Source organism: Acidobacteriota bacterium (assembly GCA_026393675.1).
GTDB lineage: Bacteria > Acidobacteriota > Vicinamibacteria > Vicinamibacterales > JAKQTR01 > JBAXOX01.
In genome coordinates, this window is record JAPKZQ010000006.1 from 39782 (window position 1) to 57294 (window position 17513).

Consider the following 17513-nt stretch of genomic DNA (forward strand, 5'->3'; position numbering starts at 1 on the left):
GTTCTGAACCGTATGTCGATGGAAGGCTGGCGAGGCTGGGACGACTACGCGCGGTTCTACGACTGGGAGAATGCCCAGACGATGGGGCGGCGCGACGTGAAGTTCTGGCAGCAGATGGCGCGAAAATGCGGCGGGCCCGTGCTCGAACTGGGATGCGGCACGGGACGCGTGTCGCTGCCCATGGCGCGCACCGGCGCACGCGTCGTTGGCGTCGATCGATCCGCGTCGATGCTGGCGCGGGCGCGCAAGCGGACGAGGCTGTCGAAACTCGGTGCGCATCTGCACCTGGTTCGCGGCGACATCCGGTTCCTGCCGTTCACGGCTGCAAGCGTCTCTCTGGTCGCCGCACCCTACGGCATCATGCAATCGTTGCTGGATGACGACGCGCTTGATGCCACGCTGGCCGCGGCGTATCGGGTGTTGAAGAAGGGTGGCACGTTCGCCATCGACATGGTGTCCGATCTGGTGTCGTGGCAGGAGTATGATCGCCGCGTGAAGCTGCGCGGCACCATGCGCGGGAGCCAGGCGCACATCACGCTGGTCGAATCGGTCCGCCAGGATCGCTCGCGTGGCGTGACGGTCTTCGACCAGGAGTTTGTCGAACGGCGTGGTTCGCGCCGGCACGTTCACGCCTTCTCGATCAGCTTCAGAACCGTCTCGGTCCAGGAGATGACCCGCCGGCTCGAGCAGGCCGGCTTCGCCGTGTCGGCCGTGCTGGGCGACTACGATGGCGGCCCCTGGGACGTCCGGGCGGATGTCTGGCTGATCGTGGCGCGCCGTCCCGGCTAGCGAAAATTGGGTCAGACCCAATTTCTCATGTCAGTCTCATTATCGCGGGTCTTTTTCCGAGCATTTATTGCAGTTTTTGCAACATTGCCGCCTGACGCCTGCAGGCGCTGACCCCGGAAGAGGACAGGGGTCCAACGGATAATGGGGTCAGCAGGGGATGTTGGGCGGATATTGGGTCAGACCCAATTTCTCATGTCAGTCTCATTTTGGGGAGGATGCCGTGAATGTGATGGTGGATGTTACCGTGGTGCCGATTGGGGTCGGCGTGTCGCTCTCGAGTTATGTCGCCGCGTGCGAGAAGGTGTTCAAGGACGCCAAGCTGTCGTCCCGCCTTCACGCGTTCGGCACCAACATCGAGGGCGAATGGGACGACGTGTTCGCGGCCATCAAGCGATGCCACGAGGTCGTCCACCAGATGGGCGCGCCGCGCATCTCGACAGTGATCAAGGCCGGCACCCGCGTCGACAAGTCCCAGACGCTCGACGACAAAGTGCGCAGCGTCGAACAGAAACTGACGAATCACTAGCGCGCTGGCGCGTCGGCGCGTCGGCGGGACCTACGCTGGAGCCGGGTCCTTCTTCCTGCGTCGTGCCTGCGCCGGTCGCTTGGGCGCTCTCCCGGCCTTAACGGTTGGAAGCCGCATGAACACCTCCTCCAGCCGCTTGCGGGCCGCGACGGTCTCGGCGTCGGTCGTGCCGGCGGCGGCTCTGGCTTCCACCCCAATGCGGTTGCCGCATGGGGGCCCCGGTTGTCTGGCCTCGCGTCGGTTGGCTATGCTAGGATAAACACGCACTTTTTCGGCCGTTTTCTTTGAGTTTTTGCTGGAGTTTCCCCATGTCTGGCCATTCCAAGTGGGCGACCATCAAGCACAAGAAAGGCGCCGCTGATGCCAAGCGGGGCCGCACGTTCACCCGGATCATTAAGGAATTGACGGTGGCCGCCCGCGGTGGCGGCGGCGACCCCGATACCAATCCGCGCTTGCGCACCATCATCGTGGAAGCGAAGCAGGCGAACATGCCCGCCGACAACATCAAGCGGGCCATCCGGCGCGGCACCGGCGAAGAGCCCGGCGTCCAGTACGAAGAAATCACCTACGAGGGCTACGGCCCGGGCGGCGCGGCGCTGCTCATCGAGACAATGACCGACAACAAGAACCGGACCGTTGGCGAGCTCCGGCACCTGCTCGGCAAGTACGGCGGCAACCTCGGCGAGACCAACAGCGTCCGCCGAATGTTCGAGAAGAAGGGCTACATCGTCATCGAGAAGGCGAAGGCCGTCGAAGACACGCTGATGGCCGCGGCACTCGACGCCGGCGCCGACGACCTGCGCGACGACGGCGACAGCTGGGAAGTGCTGAGTGCACCTGAGGTGTATCCCACCGTCAAGGAGGCGATCGACAAGCTCGGCATCGAGTTGGTCTCGTCGCAGGTGTCCATGCTCCCGACTATCTACGTCTCGCTTGAGGGCAGGGCGGCCCAGAGCATGATCAAACTGCTCGACCTGCTCGAGGAGCACGACGACGTGCAGCACGTGTGGTCGAACGCGGACATTGCGGAGAAGGACATCGAGGCCTCCTACGCGTGAAGGTGTTTGGCATCGACCCCGGCTCCGAACGCACGGGTTACGGCTGTATCAAGACTGATGGCAGCCGGCATGCGCTGGTCGCATGCGGCGCGATTGCCACATCCCCTAAAGCCGCGTTTCCCGACAAGTTGCTGACGATTCACAAGGCGCTCGGCCGGTTGCTCACGGAGCACCGACCGGACTGTGTCGCCATCGAAAACGTGTTCTACGCGAAAAACGTGCGAAGCGCGCTGAAGCTGGGCCATGCGAGGGGCGTGGCGCTGCTTGCCGCCGTCGAGGGCGGCTACCCGGTATTCGAGTACGCCCCGGCCGAGATCAAGCGGGCTGTTGTCGGCTACGGCCGCGCCGAGAAACACCAGGTCGGCGAGATGGTGCGGCTCATGCTGGGGCTGGCCGACGTGCCGACACCGCATGACGCGGCTGACGCGCTGGCGGTGGCCATCTGCCATGTGCACGCGAGCGGCGGGCCGGTGGCCGCGCTCGCGGCCGCTTCGAAGCGGGGTACCCGCGGGCCGAAGAGCTGGCGTGAGTATCGCCCATGATTGCGTTCTTGCGTGGCCGGCTGGCCGAGAAACAGCCGAACCGGATTATCGTCGACGTCGCCGGCGTGGGCTACGACGTCTCGGTGCCGCTCTCCACGTTCTACAAGCTTGGCGAACCGGGTGGGGAGGTCGCGCTCCGCATCCACACGCACGTGCGTGAAGACGCCCTGGCGCTCTACGGGTTCGCGACGGCGTTCGAGCAGCAGATTTTCGAGCGGCTGATCGCGACAAGCGGCATCGGGCCGAAGCTGGCGCTGGCGGTGCTCTCCGGAATTGAGCCGGCCGACCTCGTGCGCGCCGTCCAGACCGGGGATGTCGTACGGTTGACGGCGATTCCCGGCGTCGGGAAGAAAACAGCGGAGCGCATCTGCCTCGAACTCAAGGATCGGCTGCCGACCGACATCGGTCTCGATCCTGACGCGGGCCGGGAGGCCGATAGACCAGGCGAGGATCTGCGCCGCGACCTGCTCTCGGCGCTTCTGAACCTGGGGTATCATCGGCCTCTTACGGAGAGAGCTGTGGACGCGGCGCTCAAGCGCGTTGAATCGCCGACCTTTGAACTGGCGCTTAAACAGGCGCTGCGCGAACTGGCGCGCCTGAGCTGACAAGATGCCTGACGATCGTCTCGTTACACCGGTACGCGAAGACGAAGACACGGTCTTCGAAGCCGGGCTTCGGCCACGGACACTCGACGAGTACATCGGCCAGGACCGGGTGCGCGAAAACCTCCAAGTGTCGATCACCGCGGCCAAGCAGCGGAACGAAGCGCTCGATCACGTGCTGGTGTACGGTCCGCCGGGCCTCGGCAAGACGACGCTCGCGTACGTGATTGGCAACGAGCTTGGCGTGCAGGTGCGATCGACGTCAGGTCCGGTACTCGAGAAGCCAGGCGATCTGGCCGCGATCCTGACCAACCTCAAGGAGCGCGAAGTCCTCTTCATCGACGAAATCCACCGCATGGCGGCGACGATCGAAGAGATCCTCTATCCGGCGCTCGAGGACTACGAACTCGACATCATGATTGGTCAGGGCCCGGGCGCCCGGTCGGTCAAGGTGCCGCTGCAGAAGTTCACGTTGATTGGAGCGACGACGCGCGCGGGGCTGCTGACATCGCCGTTGCGGAGCCGGTTTGGCATCGTCCACCGTCTCGATTTTTACGGCGACCACGACCTCGAGGAAATCGTGCGGCGCTCGGCGCGTATCCTCGGCGTGACCACCAGCGATGAAGCGGCGCGCGAGATCGCGCGGCGATCGCGCGGGACTCCACGCATCGCGAACAGGCTGCTGCGACGCGTGCGCGACTACGCTCAGGTGCGTGCCAATGGGAACATCACCGCCGAGACGACCAGGGCGGGATTGGCCATGCTCGAGGTGGACGAACATGGCTTCGACGAGATCGACCGCCGTCTGCTCCGCACGATCATCGACAAGTTCGGCGGCGGGCCGGTCGGCGTCAACACGATTGCGGCGGCGATTAGCGAAGAGAAGGATGCGATCGAGGACATCTACGAGCCGTTTCTGATCCAGCGCGGCTTCCTTGATCGCACGCCGCGGGGACGCGTGGCGACGGCCCGCGCCTACGAATATTTCGGCCTCAAGGCCCCAGGAAGGGATCCGGGACTGTGGTGAACGGAAACACGATCCGACCGACGCGCATCAGTTCGCTGGCGACCTATGTGCCGCCTGGCATCCTCGACAACAAGAAGCTGAGCCTGATGGTCGACACGACCGACGAGTGGATTCTCCAGCGCACGGGCATCCACACCCGGCACATCGTCGACAAGGGTGTAGCGACATCAGATCTGGGCAAAGAGGCCGCGTTGAAAGCCATTGCGCAGGCGGGGCTCACGCCGGCCGACATCGATCTGATCGTCGTGGGCACGACGACACCCGACATGCTTTTTCCGAGCACGGCAGCGCTCATCCAGAACAAGATCGGCGCGGCCGGGTGCTGGGGCTTCGATCTGGCGGCGGCCTGTTCGGGCTTCACGTTCTCGGTGGGCGTGGCCAGCCAGATTGTGTCAACCGGCAAGAGCAACCACGCGCTGGTGGTCGGGGCCGATGTGATGTCGAGCATCATCGACTACACGGACCGGACGACCTGCGTGCTGTTCGGCGACGGCGCAGGCGCGGTCGTGGTGGAAGCGGCCACCGAGGACGGGCTGCAGATCATCGGTTTCGAGCACGAGATTGACGGAAGCGGCGCGGCGGCCTTGCAGATGCCCGCCGGTGGCAGCCTGCGACCGGCGTCGCACGAGACGGTGGACCAGCGCCTGCACTTCGTGAAGCAGGAGGGCCAGACGGTCTTCAAGTTCGCCGTGCGCAAGACCGAGGAAATCAGCCGCCGCATCCTCGAGAAACACGGCTTCAGCGCCGAAGATGTGGCCCTCTTCGTGTCGCATCAAGCCAATCGGCGCATCATCATGTCGGCCGCCGATCGCCTCGGATTCCCCGAGTCGAAGGTGATGCTCAACATCCAGCACTACGGCAACACCACCGCCGCGACCATTCCCCTCGCTCTCGAAGACGCCATCAAGCAGGGGCGATTGAAGAAGGGCGACTTGGTGCTGCTCGCGTCTGTTGGCGCCGGCTTTACCGTCGGGTCGGTGCTGTTGCGCTGGGCGTTCTAATCAACCAATCCACGTGAAGGTCGCCGACTTCTCGTTCGACCTGCCGCCTGATCTCGTTGCGCAGTTTCCGCCCGCCGAGCGTGGCGCGTCGCGCCTGCTCGTCGTCGATCGGGCATCCGGGACGTGCACGCACGCAACCATCGGTGACCTGCCGCAATTCCTGCGCGCGGGCGACCTGCTCGTCTTCAACAACACGCGCGTCTTTCCGGCGCGGCTGCTCGGCACACGCGAGCCAGGCGGTGGCGCCGTCGAGGTGCTGCTGGTCTCGCGCCTCGACGACGAACGCTGGGAAGCGCTGGTGCATCCAGGGCAGCGCCTCAAGCCCGGTCGCCGGTTGCGGTTCGAGCGCGGTGGCCGCGTGCTGCACGCCGAGGTACTGGCGCAGCGGTTCTTCGGTCGCCGCGAAGTCCGGTTGTGGACCGACGAGCCGTATCCCGTGATGGATGTGATCGAGTCGATCGGCCACATCCCGTTGCCGCCCTACATCAAACGCGCAGATCTCGATCTCGACCGCGACCGCTATCAGACCGTTTTCGCCCGCGAGCGCGGGTCGATTGCCGCGCCCACCGCGGGGCTGCACTTCACCGGCCCCCTGCTGGCGCATCTTGACGCCGCCGGCATCGAACGCGCGGAGATCACACTTCACGTGGGCTACGGCACGTTCAAGCCGGTTCGAGTCGACGAGGTCGAGGCCCACACGGTCGATGCAGAGCATTACGAGATCGGGCCCGACGCTGCCGCCCGCATCACTGCCGCGCTCGACGCCGGTCGCCGGCTCGTCGTGGTTGGCACCACGACGACGCGCGCGGTCGAGACGGCGGTGGCGCGCGGTGACGGCCGCGTCGAGGCAGGAGCGGGCGAGACCGATCTGTTCATCTACCCGGGTTACCAGTTCCGAGCCGTTGGGGCGCTCGTCACCAACTTTCATCTTCCCTCGTCTTCGCTTTTGATGTTGGTAGCGGCGTTCGGTGGGCGGGAGACTGTTCTGGCCGCATACGCCGAGGCCGTCGGCGAGCGCTATCGGTTCTACAGCTACGGCGACGCAATGTTGATCGTCTAGAAAAGGGAGAGCACATGCCGCATACGCACCACACCGAGCATCACTTCACCGCCGGCGAGACCGTTCGCGACGTGGTGATCGGGATGTCCGATGGCCTGACGGTGCCCTTCGCGCTGGCCGCCGGATTGTCGGGCGCGGTGGCCGCATCACGCCTTATTGTCACGGCCGGGCTGGCCGAGGTGGCGGCTGGATCGATTGCCATGGGCCTTGGTGGCTATCTGGCGGCTCGCAGCGATGCCGAGCACTATGCCTCCGAGCGTCGGCGCGAAGAGCGGGAAGTGGTTGAGTTGCCCGAACGCGAAGTGGCCGAGGTCTTGGAGGTGCTGCACGCGTACGGGATTGACCAGGAGGCGAGCGCTCCGGTGGTCGCGGCGCTCAAGGCGCGGCCCAAGGCGTGGGTCGACTTCATGATGAAGTTCGAACTCGGGCTCGAGGAGCCGGATCCGCGTCGGGCGCTGCATAGCGCCGTCACAATCGCGGGGTCGTACGCCGTCGGCGGCATGATTCCGCTGCTGCCGTATATGCTGCAAAGCAGCGTGGCCAGTGCGCTGCCGGCGTCGGTGGCGGTGACGGCCGTGGCGCTCGCGCTCTTCGGGTACATGAAAGGGCGTTTCACCGGGGCGCATCCCGTGCGCAGCGCCGTGCAGACAACGGTGATTGGGGGATTGGCGGCCGGTGCCGCCTTCGCCATCGCCAGAGCAATTAGCTAGCGATTGGCTTCGGCGGGCTCTTGTGTTTGGCTGGGCGAGTGACTACTGTCTAGTCATCTTCTATGAGCCTCATGTTGCCGAATGAAGCAAGTTCTCGTCACCCCGGCGGAAGCCGGGGTCCAGCCGTGCATTCCCGAACTCGGGGGAATGGCGGGCTGCCGGTACCTCTTCTGGCGCCGATTGCCCGCGAGAGCGCTCGGCGGAATGAGGCGGAGCTTCGCTAGCGATCCTGTTGGAGAACGCCGTGTCTTTTCCCTACGAAGAATTCGACCTGTCGGATGTCCGCACCTATCCGCTGGGCTCGCGCAAGAGCAAGGCGTCGGTTGCGGATTTCGCAACGCCGCATCAGTTGGGCGACGGTGTCGCGGCGTTTGTCGATCACCTGCCGAACATCCTCGGCGCAGCCGACTTTCGCGCGGTTGTGCGCGCGATTGTCGAGGCCCGCGACACGGGCGGCGGCATCATCTGGGGCTTTGGTGCGCACGTCATCAAGACCGGCGTCTCGCCCATCCTGATTGACCTGGCGCGACGCGGGTTCGTGTCTGCCCTGGCCACCAACGGGGCCGGCATCATCCACGATTTCGAGATCGCGCTCGGCGGTTCCACCTCGGAAAACGTAGACGAGGAGCTCGGCCCCGGCCGATTTGGCATGGCCGAGGAAACCGGGCGTCTGCTGAACCGCGCGATAAACGAAGGCGTGGCGCAGGGGCTTGGCATTGGACAGTCGGTCGGGAAGTTCTTGGCCGAGACGCAACCCCCGTTTGGCCACCTCAGCGTTGCGGCGACCGCCGCGCAACTGGGCGTGCCGCTGACCGTGCACGTGGCGCTTGGCACCGACATCACCCACATGCATCCGGATGCGTCAGGAGAGGCGCTTGGTGCCGGCAGCCTGCGCGACTTCCGTTATTTTGTGTCGAACGTGGCGCGGCTCAACCGTGGCGTCTACCTGAACTGCGGGTCGGCCGTGGTGCTGCCGGAGGTCTTTCTGAAAGCCGTTGCGCTCGCCCGCAATCGCGGCATCCCGCTCACAGGTCTCACGACGGTCAACCTCGACTTCGCGCGACTGTACCGGCCCCAGACCAACGTCGTCACGCGTCCGGTGGCTGGCACCGGCGGGCACGGCTACAGCCTGGTCGGTCAGCACGAAATCCTGATTCCACTGCTCGCCGCCGCGATCATCGAAGCGGCAGGGGAGCAGGGATCATGACAGGTTCCGCGTGGCCAGCACCTCGCGTGCCGGCGCGCGATCGCCCGTGCAACTGATCCTGCGCGGCGCGGCCAGGAACTTCAGTTTGTAGCCGAGGCGCTTGTAGAGGGCGACGATGCGCGGCGTGGCCTGATTCGACAGCACGACCGGGCCGGGGTGGCGAGCCAGCCAGTGGGCGGCGCGGAGCTGGTCATCCCAGGAAAAACGCCCACGCGCATACTGCGTAAACGGTACGTCGTACGGCGGATCCGCGTACACGAAGTCGTCCGGGCGCAGCCGCAAGCTCTCGAAATCCACGCTCCGGAACTCCGAGTCAGCAAAGGCGTCCACGTAGCGGGCGAAGTCGCGCGTGTAGCTGATGCGCGCGTAGCGGCCGAACGGCACGTTGAACTGGCCGCGGCTGTTGAAGCGGCAGAGACCGTTGTACCCGGTGCGATTCAAGTAGTAGAACAGCGATGCCGCCTCGACCGTGCGCACCCGCCCGGCTTGCAGCAACTCATTGAAGCGCTGGCGGTGCGTATAGAACGCCGCCGAATCGTTCTCCATCGGCAGGCGGATGAGCAGGCCGCGCTTCAGGTGACGGTAGAAGTTGACGAGATGGGGATTGACGTCGTTGAGCAGCGCCCGGTCAGGCGCCAGGCTCAACGCCACCGCGAGGCCTCCGCAAAACGGCTCGACCAGTCGGCTCGATGCATGTGGAGCCCACAGCCGCTGCACATGCGGCACGAGCCACCGCTTTCCACCGGCCCACTTGAGCGGCGGGCCAGGGCGTGCAGGCGTGGTATCGGGGCACTGAGGGCTTTGGGCCATTGATGAAGTATACGGTGACCGACACCCTCAGATGCGCCGAAGGAGAACGCCAGACTCCTCGACTTCGCTCGTTGAGCTTCGTCGAGGTCTCGCCGTAGCGCTGCGCGGAGGCGGACAGCCCGGCTCCGGATCTGGCCACGCTGGAGCGTGGCGATCTCAGGCCCGAGACAGTCCGGACAGCTGGCAACCTGACAGTTGGCGAGCGTGATCCGCCTGGGATCGCCGGGCTCCAGCCCGGCCCGGGCAGGAGCCACGGGGAGCGTCGTGCAAATTGGGCCCAAGAAAATCTCGGGTGGTTTTTCTGAGAGAACGCTGACCCCGGGGCCGCCAGCTCTCAATTCCCGTGTGGTACAATCAACCGGTTCCGGCCGGTGTAGCTCAGATGGTTAGAGCACGCGGCTCATATCCGCGTTGTCCGGGGTTCAAGTCCCTGCACCGGCACCAGATATGTCGAGGGGTCGCGCGTTAGACACGTCCGACCCCTCGACTGCTTTCTGCCCCGTCCCAAGACTGTCATGACGCCGCTTTCCGATCGCGTCCGCCGCGCCATCGAGCGCGACCAACTTCTGCCGCCCGGGTGTCGGGTGCTGGCGACCGTGTCTGGCGGAGCCGACTCGGTGGCGATGTTGTTTCTGCTTCGGCAACTGGTGCCCCAGTGTGGATTCGTGCTCGCCGGGATCGCGCATTTCAATCACCGATTGCGGGGCAGCGAGAGCGATGGTGACGAGACGTTCTGCCGCGAACTCGCGGCACGCGTCGGCGTTCCTGTCGAAGTCGGTTCCGGGGACGTGGCCGCGCTCGCGCGCGTTGGACACGTGTCGATCGAAGTGGCGGCCCGCCGCGCCAGGTACGCGTGGTTCAGCGAAGTCGCCGATCGCCTCGGCGCTGATCGCGTCGCCACTGGTCACACCCGAGACGATCAGGCCGAGACGTTTCTGCTGCGCGTGCTGCGAGGAGCCGGCACGTCTGGTTTGGCTGGGATTCAGCCGAGACGCGGGATCTTCGTCAGGCCCCTGCTCGACATCCGCCACCGGGATCTCGTCGGATTCCTCGATGAGGCAGACGAGCGCTACCGCGACGATTCCACCAACCGTGACCTGACCATTCCCCGCAATTGGATTCGTCATCACCTGTTGCCATCGCTCGCCAAGCATCTCAACGCCGACATTACTGCCGTGCTCTCGCGCCAGGCACTCGTGCTGCGCGACGAATCGACGCTGCTCGACCAGATGGCCGAACAGGCGCGCATCTCGATCGAGTCCTCCGTCGATGGCGGCGGGATCGCGCTCGACGCAACGCGTCTTGGCGCCCTGCCCGTGGCTCTTGCCCGGCGGGTCGTCCGGATGGCACTTCTGCGCGTGAACGATTCCCGGTTCCTCGGATTCGACCACGTCGAGCAGGTACTCGGCCTGGCGGCAGGAGACGAAGCCAGCGCGGTCGCCGATCTTCCTGGCATTCGCGTGGAACGAAATCCGTCGGCGGTTGTCTTATCTAGAAGGGAGTCTCCGGGCCCGGATGCTCCGGTTAGCTTCAGCTATAGCCTGCCGGTTCCGGGCCGTCTGGTGATTCCCGAGTGCGGATGCGTGATCGAGACCACGGAGGCTCGAGCAGAAACATTGCAAGTGGCTCAAGGCAAAGGAATTACGTCGAGCCACGAGGCGGTGGTTGATTCGGAGGCCGTGGCCGGCGGCCTGTGGGTCCGGTCGCGGGCTCCTGGCGATTCGGTCCGGCCCCTCGGACTCGGGGGGCGGAAGAAGCTGCAAGACGTTCTGGTCGACCGGAAAGTGCCGCGCGCGCTTCGAGATCGGGTGCCGATCGTGGTCGATGCCCTCGGCCGCATCGTCTGGGTGGCAGGGCATGTCACCGGCGACGAAGCCAGGGTCACGGATCGCACGCAAACCGTGGTAATCTTGAAACTTAGGCGATTGGGAGAACTCTAGGTGAACTCCACGATTCGGAGCTTGGTCTTCTGGCTGGTCCTGGTGGTTGTGGCCATCCTGGTCTGGAATCTCTCTGGGGCGTTCCAGCCAAGGGATAAGTCCATTACTTTCAGCGAGTTCATGTCCTGGGTCGACTCGGGGCAGGTGTCACAGGTCACCATCATCGGCAGCGAAATCACCGGCACGACCAAGGCGAACGAATCGTTCCGCACGTATGCGCCAACGCAGTACGACGGGTTGGCCAACAAGCTGGTCGAGCGCAACGTGATGATCACCGCCAAGGCAGAGACCGCCAGCCCCTGGGCATCGCTGCTCTATTCCTGGGCCCCGGCGCTGCTGATGATCGGCTTCTGGATCTTCTTCATGCGGCAGATGCAGACCGGGGGCAACAAGGCGCTCTCGTTTGGCAAGAGCAAGGCGAAGCTGTCGTCCGGTTCGCAGAAGAAGGCCACCTTCAAGGACGTCGCGGGCGTCGACGAAGCGAAGGAAGAACTGCAGGAGATCATCGAGTTCCTCAAGGAGCCGCAGAGATTCCAGAAGCTCGGGGGTCACATCCCGAAGGGCGTCCTGTTGATGGGGGCGCCGGGAACGGGCAAGACGCTGCTGGCGCGCGCGGTAGCCGGCGAGGCTAACGTGCCGTTCTTCTCGATCAGCGGCTCGGATTTCGTGGAGATGTTTGTCGGCGTCGGCGCGTCGCGTGTGCGCGACCTGTTCGAACAGGGGAAGAAGAACGCGCCGTGCATCATCTTCATCGACGAGATTGATGCCGTCGGGCGGCATCGCGGCGCAGGCCTTGGCGGCGGCCACGACGAGCGCGAGCAGACGCTGAACCAGTTGCTCGTCGAGATGGATGGATTCGAGTCGAACGAAGGCGTCATCCTGATGGCGGCCACCAACCGGCCCGACGTGCTCGACCCGGCGCTGCTGCGGCCCGGTCGTTTCGATCGCCGCGTGATTGTCAATCGGCCGGACGTGCGCGGACGCGAAGGCATCCTGGTGGTGCACACTCGCAAGATCCCCTTGGCCGACGACGTGGATGTGGCCGTGCTGGCGCGCGGGACCTCGGGGTTCTCGGGCGCGGATATCGCCAACCTGGTGAACGAGGCTGCGCTCGGCGCGGCGCGCTACAACCAGAAGTCCGTCAAGATGGCCGACTTCGAGTTTGCGAAGGACAAGGTCCTGATGGGCTCGGAGCGGCGCTCGATGGTCATCAGCGAGCAGGAGAAGCGCATCACGGCGATTCATGAAGCCGGGCATGCGCTGATGACGGTGCTGCTGCCCAACGCCGATCCGATCCACAAGGTGACGATCATTCCGCGCGGGTTGGCGCTCGGGCTGACGCAGCAGCTGCCGATCGACGAGAAGCACAACTACTCGCGCGAGTTCCTGTTCGATCAGATTGCCATTCTGATGGGCGGGCGCATCGCCGAGGACATCTGCCTGGGCAGCGTGACCACCGGTGCCGGCAACGACCTGGAGCGGGCGACCGACCTGGCGCGCCAGATGGTGTGCGAGTGGGGCATGAGCCCCGAGATGGGGCCGCTCACCTTCGGCAAGAAGGAAGAGCAGATTTTCCTCGGCCGCGAAATCGCGCAGCACCAGGACTACAGCGAAGACACCGCGGTCAAGATCGATCAGGAAGTGCGGCGTATCGTGTCGGAGAACCACGATCGCGCCAGAGACGCGCTGATAGCGAACCGTGAAGCGCTGAACAGGATCGCCGACGAACTGCTCACGCGCGAGGTACTCGATGGCGAGCAGGTCAGACGCATCGTCGCCGGCGAGGCGCTCGATGTGATCGTGCCCGTGAGTACGGCGCCGACGGCCGTCGTCACCGATAGCCCGTCCGCGCCTGACAGCCCGTCCGACCTCGATGCCGATCGCACTTCGGGCATCGTCGCTCCGCTTCAGAATCCGCTGCCGCAGGAGCGCTAAGTCCTTCGATTCATAGATTCGACGACGAATCTACTCACTCAGGACTTAGTGCTGAGCGAGCGTTGGTCATCGGATCGGCTCGCAAGCACACCCAGCCCTGTTTGCGAGTCGAAGCACTAAGACAGCGCCGGAGTCTCTGTTCCGCCGAAACACCCCGGGCCGCGCCACCGCGCGGTCCGTTCTGTCTGGATGCCGTGCCGCTTGGTGAGCGCCCGCACTGGGCTTGGCCTACCGCGCTGTAGCCGATTCCGCACACGTCTTGATGGGACCTTCTGGCAGAATTGGGGAGACCATGGAGACCATCGCCGCCCGCGGCACGTTCACGATCCCGCTCGCCGACGGGCGCAGCCTCGCGCTGGGGGCCCGCACGCTCGTGATGGGGATCGTCAATGCCACGCCCGATTCGTTCGCCGGCAGTGTGGCCGATCCAGACGAGGCCGCAGCGCTCGCGTTGCGCATGGAAGAGGCCGGGGCCGACATCATCGACATCGGCGGAGAGTCGACACGGCCGGGTGCTGAGCCGGTGTCAGAAGCCAACGAACTGGCGCGGGTGATACCCGTCATCGAGCGGCTTGTGGGACGGCTGCACATCCCGATTTCCGTCGACACCTACAAGGCGGGCGTTGCCGCTGCGGCACTTTCTGCCGGCGCCTGTATCGTGAACGACATCAGCGGGTTAGGGTATGATCACGAGCTGGCAGATGTCGTCGCCCGAAGCCAAGCGGCCGTGGTGTTGATGCACACGCGAGGCCGGTCGCGGCAGATGTATCGCGACGCGGTTTACAGCGACGTCGTCGTCGAGGTGGCTGCCGAACTTCGTCAGGCCATGGACCGGGCGACCGCGGCCGGCATCAGTGCCGATCGCATCATCCTCGACCCTGGCCTCGGATTCGCCAAGCGCGCCGACGACAGTTTCATGCTGCTCGCGGCGTTACCACGGCTTCACGCGCTCGGCCGGCCCCTGCTCATCGGCCCGTCGCGCAAGTCGTTTCTGACGGCGGCGATGGGACCGGCGATGCCCGCCGAGCGGGATTGGGGAACGGCCGCTGCCGTGACTGCTGCCATCTTGTCGGGTGCCCACATCGTGCGCGTACACGACGTGGGCCCGATGGTGCAGGTGGCGCGCGTCGCCGATGCCATCCGACAGCGGGCCAGAACCTGACCCGTTGCGGCCAGACGTCAATACCGGAGTGAAGACACCAACGTGGATAGCCTGACCAGACTTCTCCAGCGTGCGCCGGTCGGCTGGACCGATCTGCTGGACATCCTTGTCGCAGCCGTCGCGATCTACGAACTGCTCAAACAGCTTCGTGGCACGCGCGCGGTGCAGATGAGCATTGGTGTGGGCCTGCTCGTCGGCGTCTACTACCTGTCGCGCTGGTGGCACCTCGATCTGGTCAACTGGCTCATCCGCAACATCTTCGGCTACGTCGTCTTTGCGGCCATCGTCCTGTTCCAGTCCGAGATTCGCCGCACGCTGGCCCATCTCGGGCGCGCGCGGTTCTTCCGATATCTCACACGGACCGAGTCGAACGAAGAGTTGATCGAGGAACTGGTGGTGGCGGCCACGATGCTGGCGAGCCAGCGCACCGGCGCCATCATCGCGATCGAACGCGATATCGGACTGCGCAATTACATCGAGGGCGGCATCCCGCTCGACGCCACGACGACCTACGATCTGCTGCGGAGCATCTTCCAGCTGCAATCGCCGTTGCATGACGGGGCCGTCATCATCCAGGGCGATCGGATCGCCGCGGCCGCGTGCTTTCTGCCGCTCACGGTCAATCCGGCGGTCAGCCGTGATCTGGGGACGCGTCATCGCGCCGCGATCGGCCTGACAGAGGAGTCTGATGCGGCGGCCATCGTCGTGTCCGAGCAGACAGGCCTGATTTCGCTCGCGCTGAACGGCAGAATGGAACGGGACCTGGACGCCGATCGCCTGCGAGAGCAATTGCGGGCGCTGGTTCCGCATCGGCGCCGGGTGGCCGAACGCCAATCGACGGGGTCCTTCGACTGATGGCCTACAACCCATTTCGCCATTTCGGTCTCAAGGTGTTGTCGGTGGCGATTGCCGCCCTGCTGTGGGTGTTGGTCGGAGGAGAGAAGATCGTCGAGCGGAGCCTGCGTGTGCCGCTCGAACTGCAGAATATCCCCGACGGCGTCGAGATGGTCGGCGAGATGCCTGGCACCGTCGACGTCCGCGTACGCGGTTCGTCCAGCGCGCTCGGCAATCTGTCGGCCGGCGACGTGATGGCGCTCATGGATCTGACAAATGCCGGAGCCGGACGGCATCTGTTTCATCTGGCCCCAGACGATGTGCGCGTGCCGTTCGGCGTGGAGGTCAAGAGCGTGGCGCCGGCCACCACCACGCTGGTGTTTGAACGGACCATGACCAAGACCGTGCCGGTGGTGCCGTCGATCGAAGGCCAGCCGGCGCCCGGGTACGCCGTCGAGCGGATCGCCACCGAACCGACCGAAGTCGCGGTCATCGGTCCGGAAAGCGCCCTGCGTGGACTCCAGCAAGCGGTGACCGAACCGGTGCCGATCGAAGGCGCGACCTCGTCAGTGCGCGAATCGGTGACGATTGGAATGCCAAACAGTGCCGCGCGCTTGAAGAACGGCCGTACTGCGCGGGTGTTGGTGGAGATCGCGGCGACTCGAACCGAGCGCACGATCGCAAACGTGGCGATGCGGATGTTCCATCTGCGTGAAGGGCGCGCGGCCCGATCGACGCCGTCGGCGGTGGTGGTCACGGTCCGCGGTCAGGAGAATGTCCTCCAGCGTCTGACGGCGGACGTCATCGAGGCGTCGGTCGATCTGAGCGGCCTCGGCCCAGGCAGATACGATCTGTCCGTCACGATCGCGTCCTCCCGTGCCTTCAGCGTCGTCCGGATCGACCCGGCGCAGGTCCAAATCGCCATCAAATGAGCACGCGACTCTTTGGCACAGACGGTGTGCGGGGGCGGGCCGGTGTGCCGCCACTCGATGTTCGGACCATCCGCCGCCTCGGCGGGGCACTCGTCAGAGCGCTGCCAGCCTCGTCTGAAGCGCCCCACCTGTTGATTGGGCGCGATACGCGCGAGTCGGGCGAGTGGATCGAGCGCGACCTGGCCTTCGGTGCGACATCACACGGCGCGATGGTCACCAGCGCCGGTATCATCTCGACACCGGCCGTCGCCTATCTGACGCGCAGCCAGGGATTCACGGCAGGTGTGGTGATCTCGGCATCGCACAATCCCTTCGAAGACAACGGCATCAAAATCTTCTCCGGCGCGGGTGAGAAATTCACGGAAGCGCTCGAGGCGGAAGTTGAGGCCATCGTCGCCGATGCGTCCTGGTTCGAGCCGCAAGGTGACGCGCCGCCGGTTCAGCAGGTCGATCTGGATGAGGCCTATCTCGCCCACGCGCGGGAGGCCATGGCCGGCGTGTTTCCGACCCACGCGCGTCGAATCAGTATTGACTGCGGCCACGGAGCCACGTCGTTGCTGGCGCCGAACGCGCTGCGGGCGCTCGGATTCGACGTCACCACCATCGGGTGTGAACCCAACGGGCGCAATATCAACCTGCTTTGCGGATCGACACATCCGCAGAAACTGGCCGCGCTCGTGGTCGAACGCGGCTGCCAGTTGGGCGTGGCGTTCGACGGCGACGGCGATCGCGCCATTCTGATCGATGCCAACGGCACCATCACCGACGGCGACGCCATCATGTACCTCTGCGCGAAGCAGATGAAGGCCACCGGTCGGCTGCGGGGCAATGCCGTCGTCGCGACCGTGATGAGCAACATTGGCCTCGAGCTGGCCCTGCGAGATCTCGGGATCGGGATCGTGCGCTGCCCGGTCGGCGACAAGTACGTGATGGAGGAGTTGCTGCGGGATAACCTGGCGCTCGGCGGCGAACAGTCCGGCCACATCATCTTCGCGGACTCCCTCTACACGGGGGATGGCCTGGTCACCGCGATCAACGTGCTGCGCGTGATGGCCGAAACGGGGGAGTCGCTGGCGAGCCTCGCGTCGGGCCTGAAGACGTTCCCGCAGGTGCTGCTCAATATCCGCGTCCGCGAGAAGCGCGACTGGAACACGATTCCCACCATCGCCAAGGCGGCCGCCTCGGTCGACGACCGTCTCGCGGGGCGGGGACGCCTGCTGGTGCGCTACTCGGGAACCGAGCCGCTGCTGCGCGTCATGATTGAAGGCGAGCGCCAGGACGAGATCAACGCGTGGGCCGAAGAGATTGCGGCGGCGGTGAGACAGGAAATTGGGATGTAGGGAGAGAGGCAGCCGGGATTCGGGGTTCGGGATTCGGG

Annotated in this window: 17 protein-coding genes and 1 tRNA gene; 17 read left to right on the forward strand and 1 reads right to left on the reverse strand. The window is 65.1% G+C overall.

Translation table 11 applies throughout. The features are described 5' to 3' along the window. The first annotated feature begins 12 nt into the window (after positions 1-12). From NT151_02955 to NT151_03000, 10 genes are all read left to right on the forward strand, one after another. Entirely contained in the window at positions 13-789 is a 777-nt protein-coding gene (locus NT151_02955; protein MCX6537886.1) for a class I SAM-dependent methyltransferase, read from the forward strand. A gap of 220 nt (positions 790-1009) precedes the next feature. Beyond that, entirely contained in the window at positions 1010-1315 is a 306-nt protein-coding gene (locus tag NT151_02960; protein ID MCX6537887.1) for an MTH1187 family thiamine-binding protein, read from the forward strand. Between the two features lie 308 nt (positions 1316-1623). After that, entirely contained in the window at positions 1624-2373 is a 750-nt protein-coding gene (locus tag NT151_02965) for a YebC/PmpR family DNA-binding transcriptional regulator (protein ID MCX6537888.1), read from the forward strand. Beyond that, entirely contained in the window at positions 2370-2915 is a 546-nt protein-coding gene (gene ruvC / locus NT151_02970) for a crossover junction endodeoxyribonuclease RuvC (GenBank protein MCX6537889.1), read from the forward strand. The genes NT151_02965 and ruvC overlap by 4 nt, the downstream gene beginning before the upstream one ends. Next, positions 2912-3520 (forward strand): Holliday junction branch migration protein RuvA, encoded by a 609-nt coding sequence (gene ruvA / locus NT151_02975; GenBank protein MCX6537890.1) that lies wholly within the window; start codon positions 2912-2914, stop codon positions 3518-3520. The genes ruvC and ruvA overlap by 4 nt, the downstream gene beginning before the upstream one ends. A gap of 4 nt (positions 3521-3524) precedes the next feature. Next, on the forward strand, positions 3525-4544 hold the full coding sequence (gene ruvB / locus NT151_02980) for a Holliday junction branch migration DNA helicase RuvB (GenBank protein MCX6537891.1): 1020 nt from the start codon (positions 3525-3527) through the stop codon (positions 4542-4544). After that, positions 4541-5545, forward strand: coding sequence for a ketoacyl-ACP synthase III (locus tag NT151_02985; GenBank protein ID MCX6537892.1), 1005 nt, complete (start codon positions 4541-4543; stop codon positions 5543-5545). Before ruvB ends, NT151_02985 begins: the two co-directional genes overlap by 4 nt. Before the next feature lie 13 nt (positions 5546-5558). Next, positions 5559-6605, forward strand: coding sequence for a tRNA preQ1(34) S-adenosylmethionine ribosyltransferase-isomerase QueA (queA, locus tag NT151_02990; GenBank protein ID MCX6537893.1), 1047 nt, complete (start codon positions 5559-5561; stop codon positions 6603-6605). A 14-nt stretch (positions 6606-6619) separates the two neighbouring features. Continuing rightward, the gene (locus NT151_02995; GenBank protein ID MCX6537894.1) at positions 6620-7315 is read left to right on the forward strand and encodes a VIT1/CCC1 transporter family protein; all 696 of its coding nucleotides are present in this window, start codon (positions 6620-6622) and stop codon (positions 7313-7315) included. 244 nt (positions 7316-7559) lie between these two features. Then, entirely contained in the window at positions 7560-8522 is a 963-nt protein-coding gene (locus tag NT151_03000) for a deoxyhypusine synthase family protein (GenBank protein ID MCX6537895.1), read from the forward strand. Here the strand turns inward: NT151_03000 and NT151_03005 are convergent. Next, the gene (locus NT151_03005) at positions 8517-9332 is read right to left on the reverse strand and encodes a Dam family site-specific DNA-(adenine-N6)-methyltransferase (GenBank protein ID MCX6537896.1); all 816 of its coding nucleotides are present in this window, start codon (positions 9330-9332) and stop codon (positions 8517-8519) included. The two genes, NT151_03000 and NT151_03005, sit on opposite strands and share 6 nt — an antisense overlap. A gap of 367 nt (positions 9333-9699) precedes the next feature. On the opposite strand from NT151_03005, the gene NT151_03010 reads away from it, so the two are divergent. The 7 genes from NT151_03010 (at position 9700) to glmM (ending at position 17475) form a co-directional block, all read left to right on the forward strand. After that, positions 9700-9776: transfer RNA gene (locus NT151_03010), tRNA-Met, on the forward strand. 71 nt (positions 9777-9847) lie between these two features. Then, entirely contained in the window at positions 9848-11272 is a 1425-nt protein-coding gene (tilS, locus tag NT151_03015; protein ID MCX6537897.1) for a tRNA lysidine(34) synthetase TilS, read from the forward strand. Beyond that, positions 11273-13207 carry an ATP-dependent zinc metalloprotease FtsH gene (ftsH, locus tag NT151_03020; protein ID MCX6537898.1) on the forward strand — a complete coding sequence of 645 codons (1935 nt, stop codon included), beginning with the start codon at positions 11273-11275 and terminating at the stop codon, positions 13205-13207. It abuts the gene before it with no gap. A 292-nt stretch (positions 13208-13499) separates the two neighbouring features. Beyond that, positions 13500-14369, forward strand: coding sequence for a dihydropteroate synthase (gene folP / locus NT151_03025; protein MCX6537899.1), 870 nt, complete (start codon positions 13500-13502; stop codon positions 14367-14369). A 42-nt stretch (positions 14370-14411) separates the two neighbouring features. Beyond that, the gene (gene cdaA, locus NT151_03030) at positions 14412-15224 is read left to right on the forward strand and encodes a diadenylate cyclase CdaA (protein ID MCX6537900.1); all 813 of its coding nucleotides are present in this window, start codon (positions 14412-14414) and stop codon (positions 15222-15224) included. Next, positions 15224-16135, forward strand: a complete 912-nt coding sequence (locus NT151_03035; protein MCX6537901.1) for a CdaR family protein — start codon at positions 15224-15226, stop codon at positions 16133-16135. Before cdaA ends, NT151_03035 begins: the two co-directional genes overlap by 1 nt. Beyond that, complete coding sequence (gene glmM / locus NT151_03040; protein ID MCX6537902.1) at positions 16132-17475, forward strand: phosphoglucosamine mutase; 1344 nt, start codon at positions 16132-16134, stop codon at positions 17473-17475. Before NT151_03035 ends, glmM begins: the two co-directional genes overlap by 4 nt. Positions 17476-17513 lie beyond the last annotated feature (38 nt).

Bases quoted from the DNA above. Each gene is read 5' to 3' on its own strand.
- NT151_02955 (MCX6537886.1), top strand. From the start codon at position 13: ATGTCGATGGAAGGCTGGCGAGGCTGGGACGACTACGCGCGGTTCTAC.
- NT151_02965 (MCX6537888.1), top strand. From the start codon at position 1,624: ATGTCTGGCCATTCCAAGTGGGCGACCATCAAGCACAAGAAAGGCGCC.
- ruvA (MCX6537890.1), top strand. From the start codon at position 2,912: ATGATTGCGTTCTTGCGTGGCCGGCTGGCCGAGAAACAGCCGAACCGG.
- ruvB (MCX6537891.1), top strand. From the start codon at position 3,525: ATGCCTGACGATCGTCTCGTTACACCGGTACGCGAAGACGAAGACACG.
- NT151_02995 (MCX6537894.1), top strand. From the start codon at position 6,620: ATGCCGCATACGCACCACACCGAGCATCACTTCACCGCCGGCGAGACC.
- NT151_03005 (MCX6537896.1), bottom strand. From the start codon at position 9,332: ATGGCCCAAAGCCCTCAGTGCCCCGATACCACGCCTGCACGCCCTGGC.
- tilS (MCX6537897.1), top strand. From the start codon at position 9,848: ATGACGCCGCTTTCCGATCGCGTCCGCCGCGCCATCGAGCGCGACCAA.
- folP (MCX6537899.1), top strand. From the start codon at position 13,500: ATGGAGACCATCGCCGCCCGCGGCACGTTCACGATCCCGCTCGCCGAC.
- NT151_03035 (MCX6537901.1), top strand. From the start codon at position 15,224: ATGGCCTACAACCCATTTCGCCATTTCGGTCTCAAGGTGTTGTCGGTG.
- glmM (MCX6537902.1), top strand. From the start codon at position 16,132: ATGAGCACGCGACTCTTTGGCACAGACGGTGTGCGGGGGCGGGCCGGT.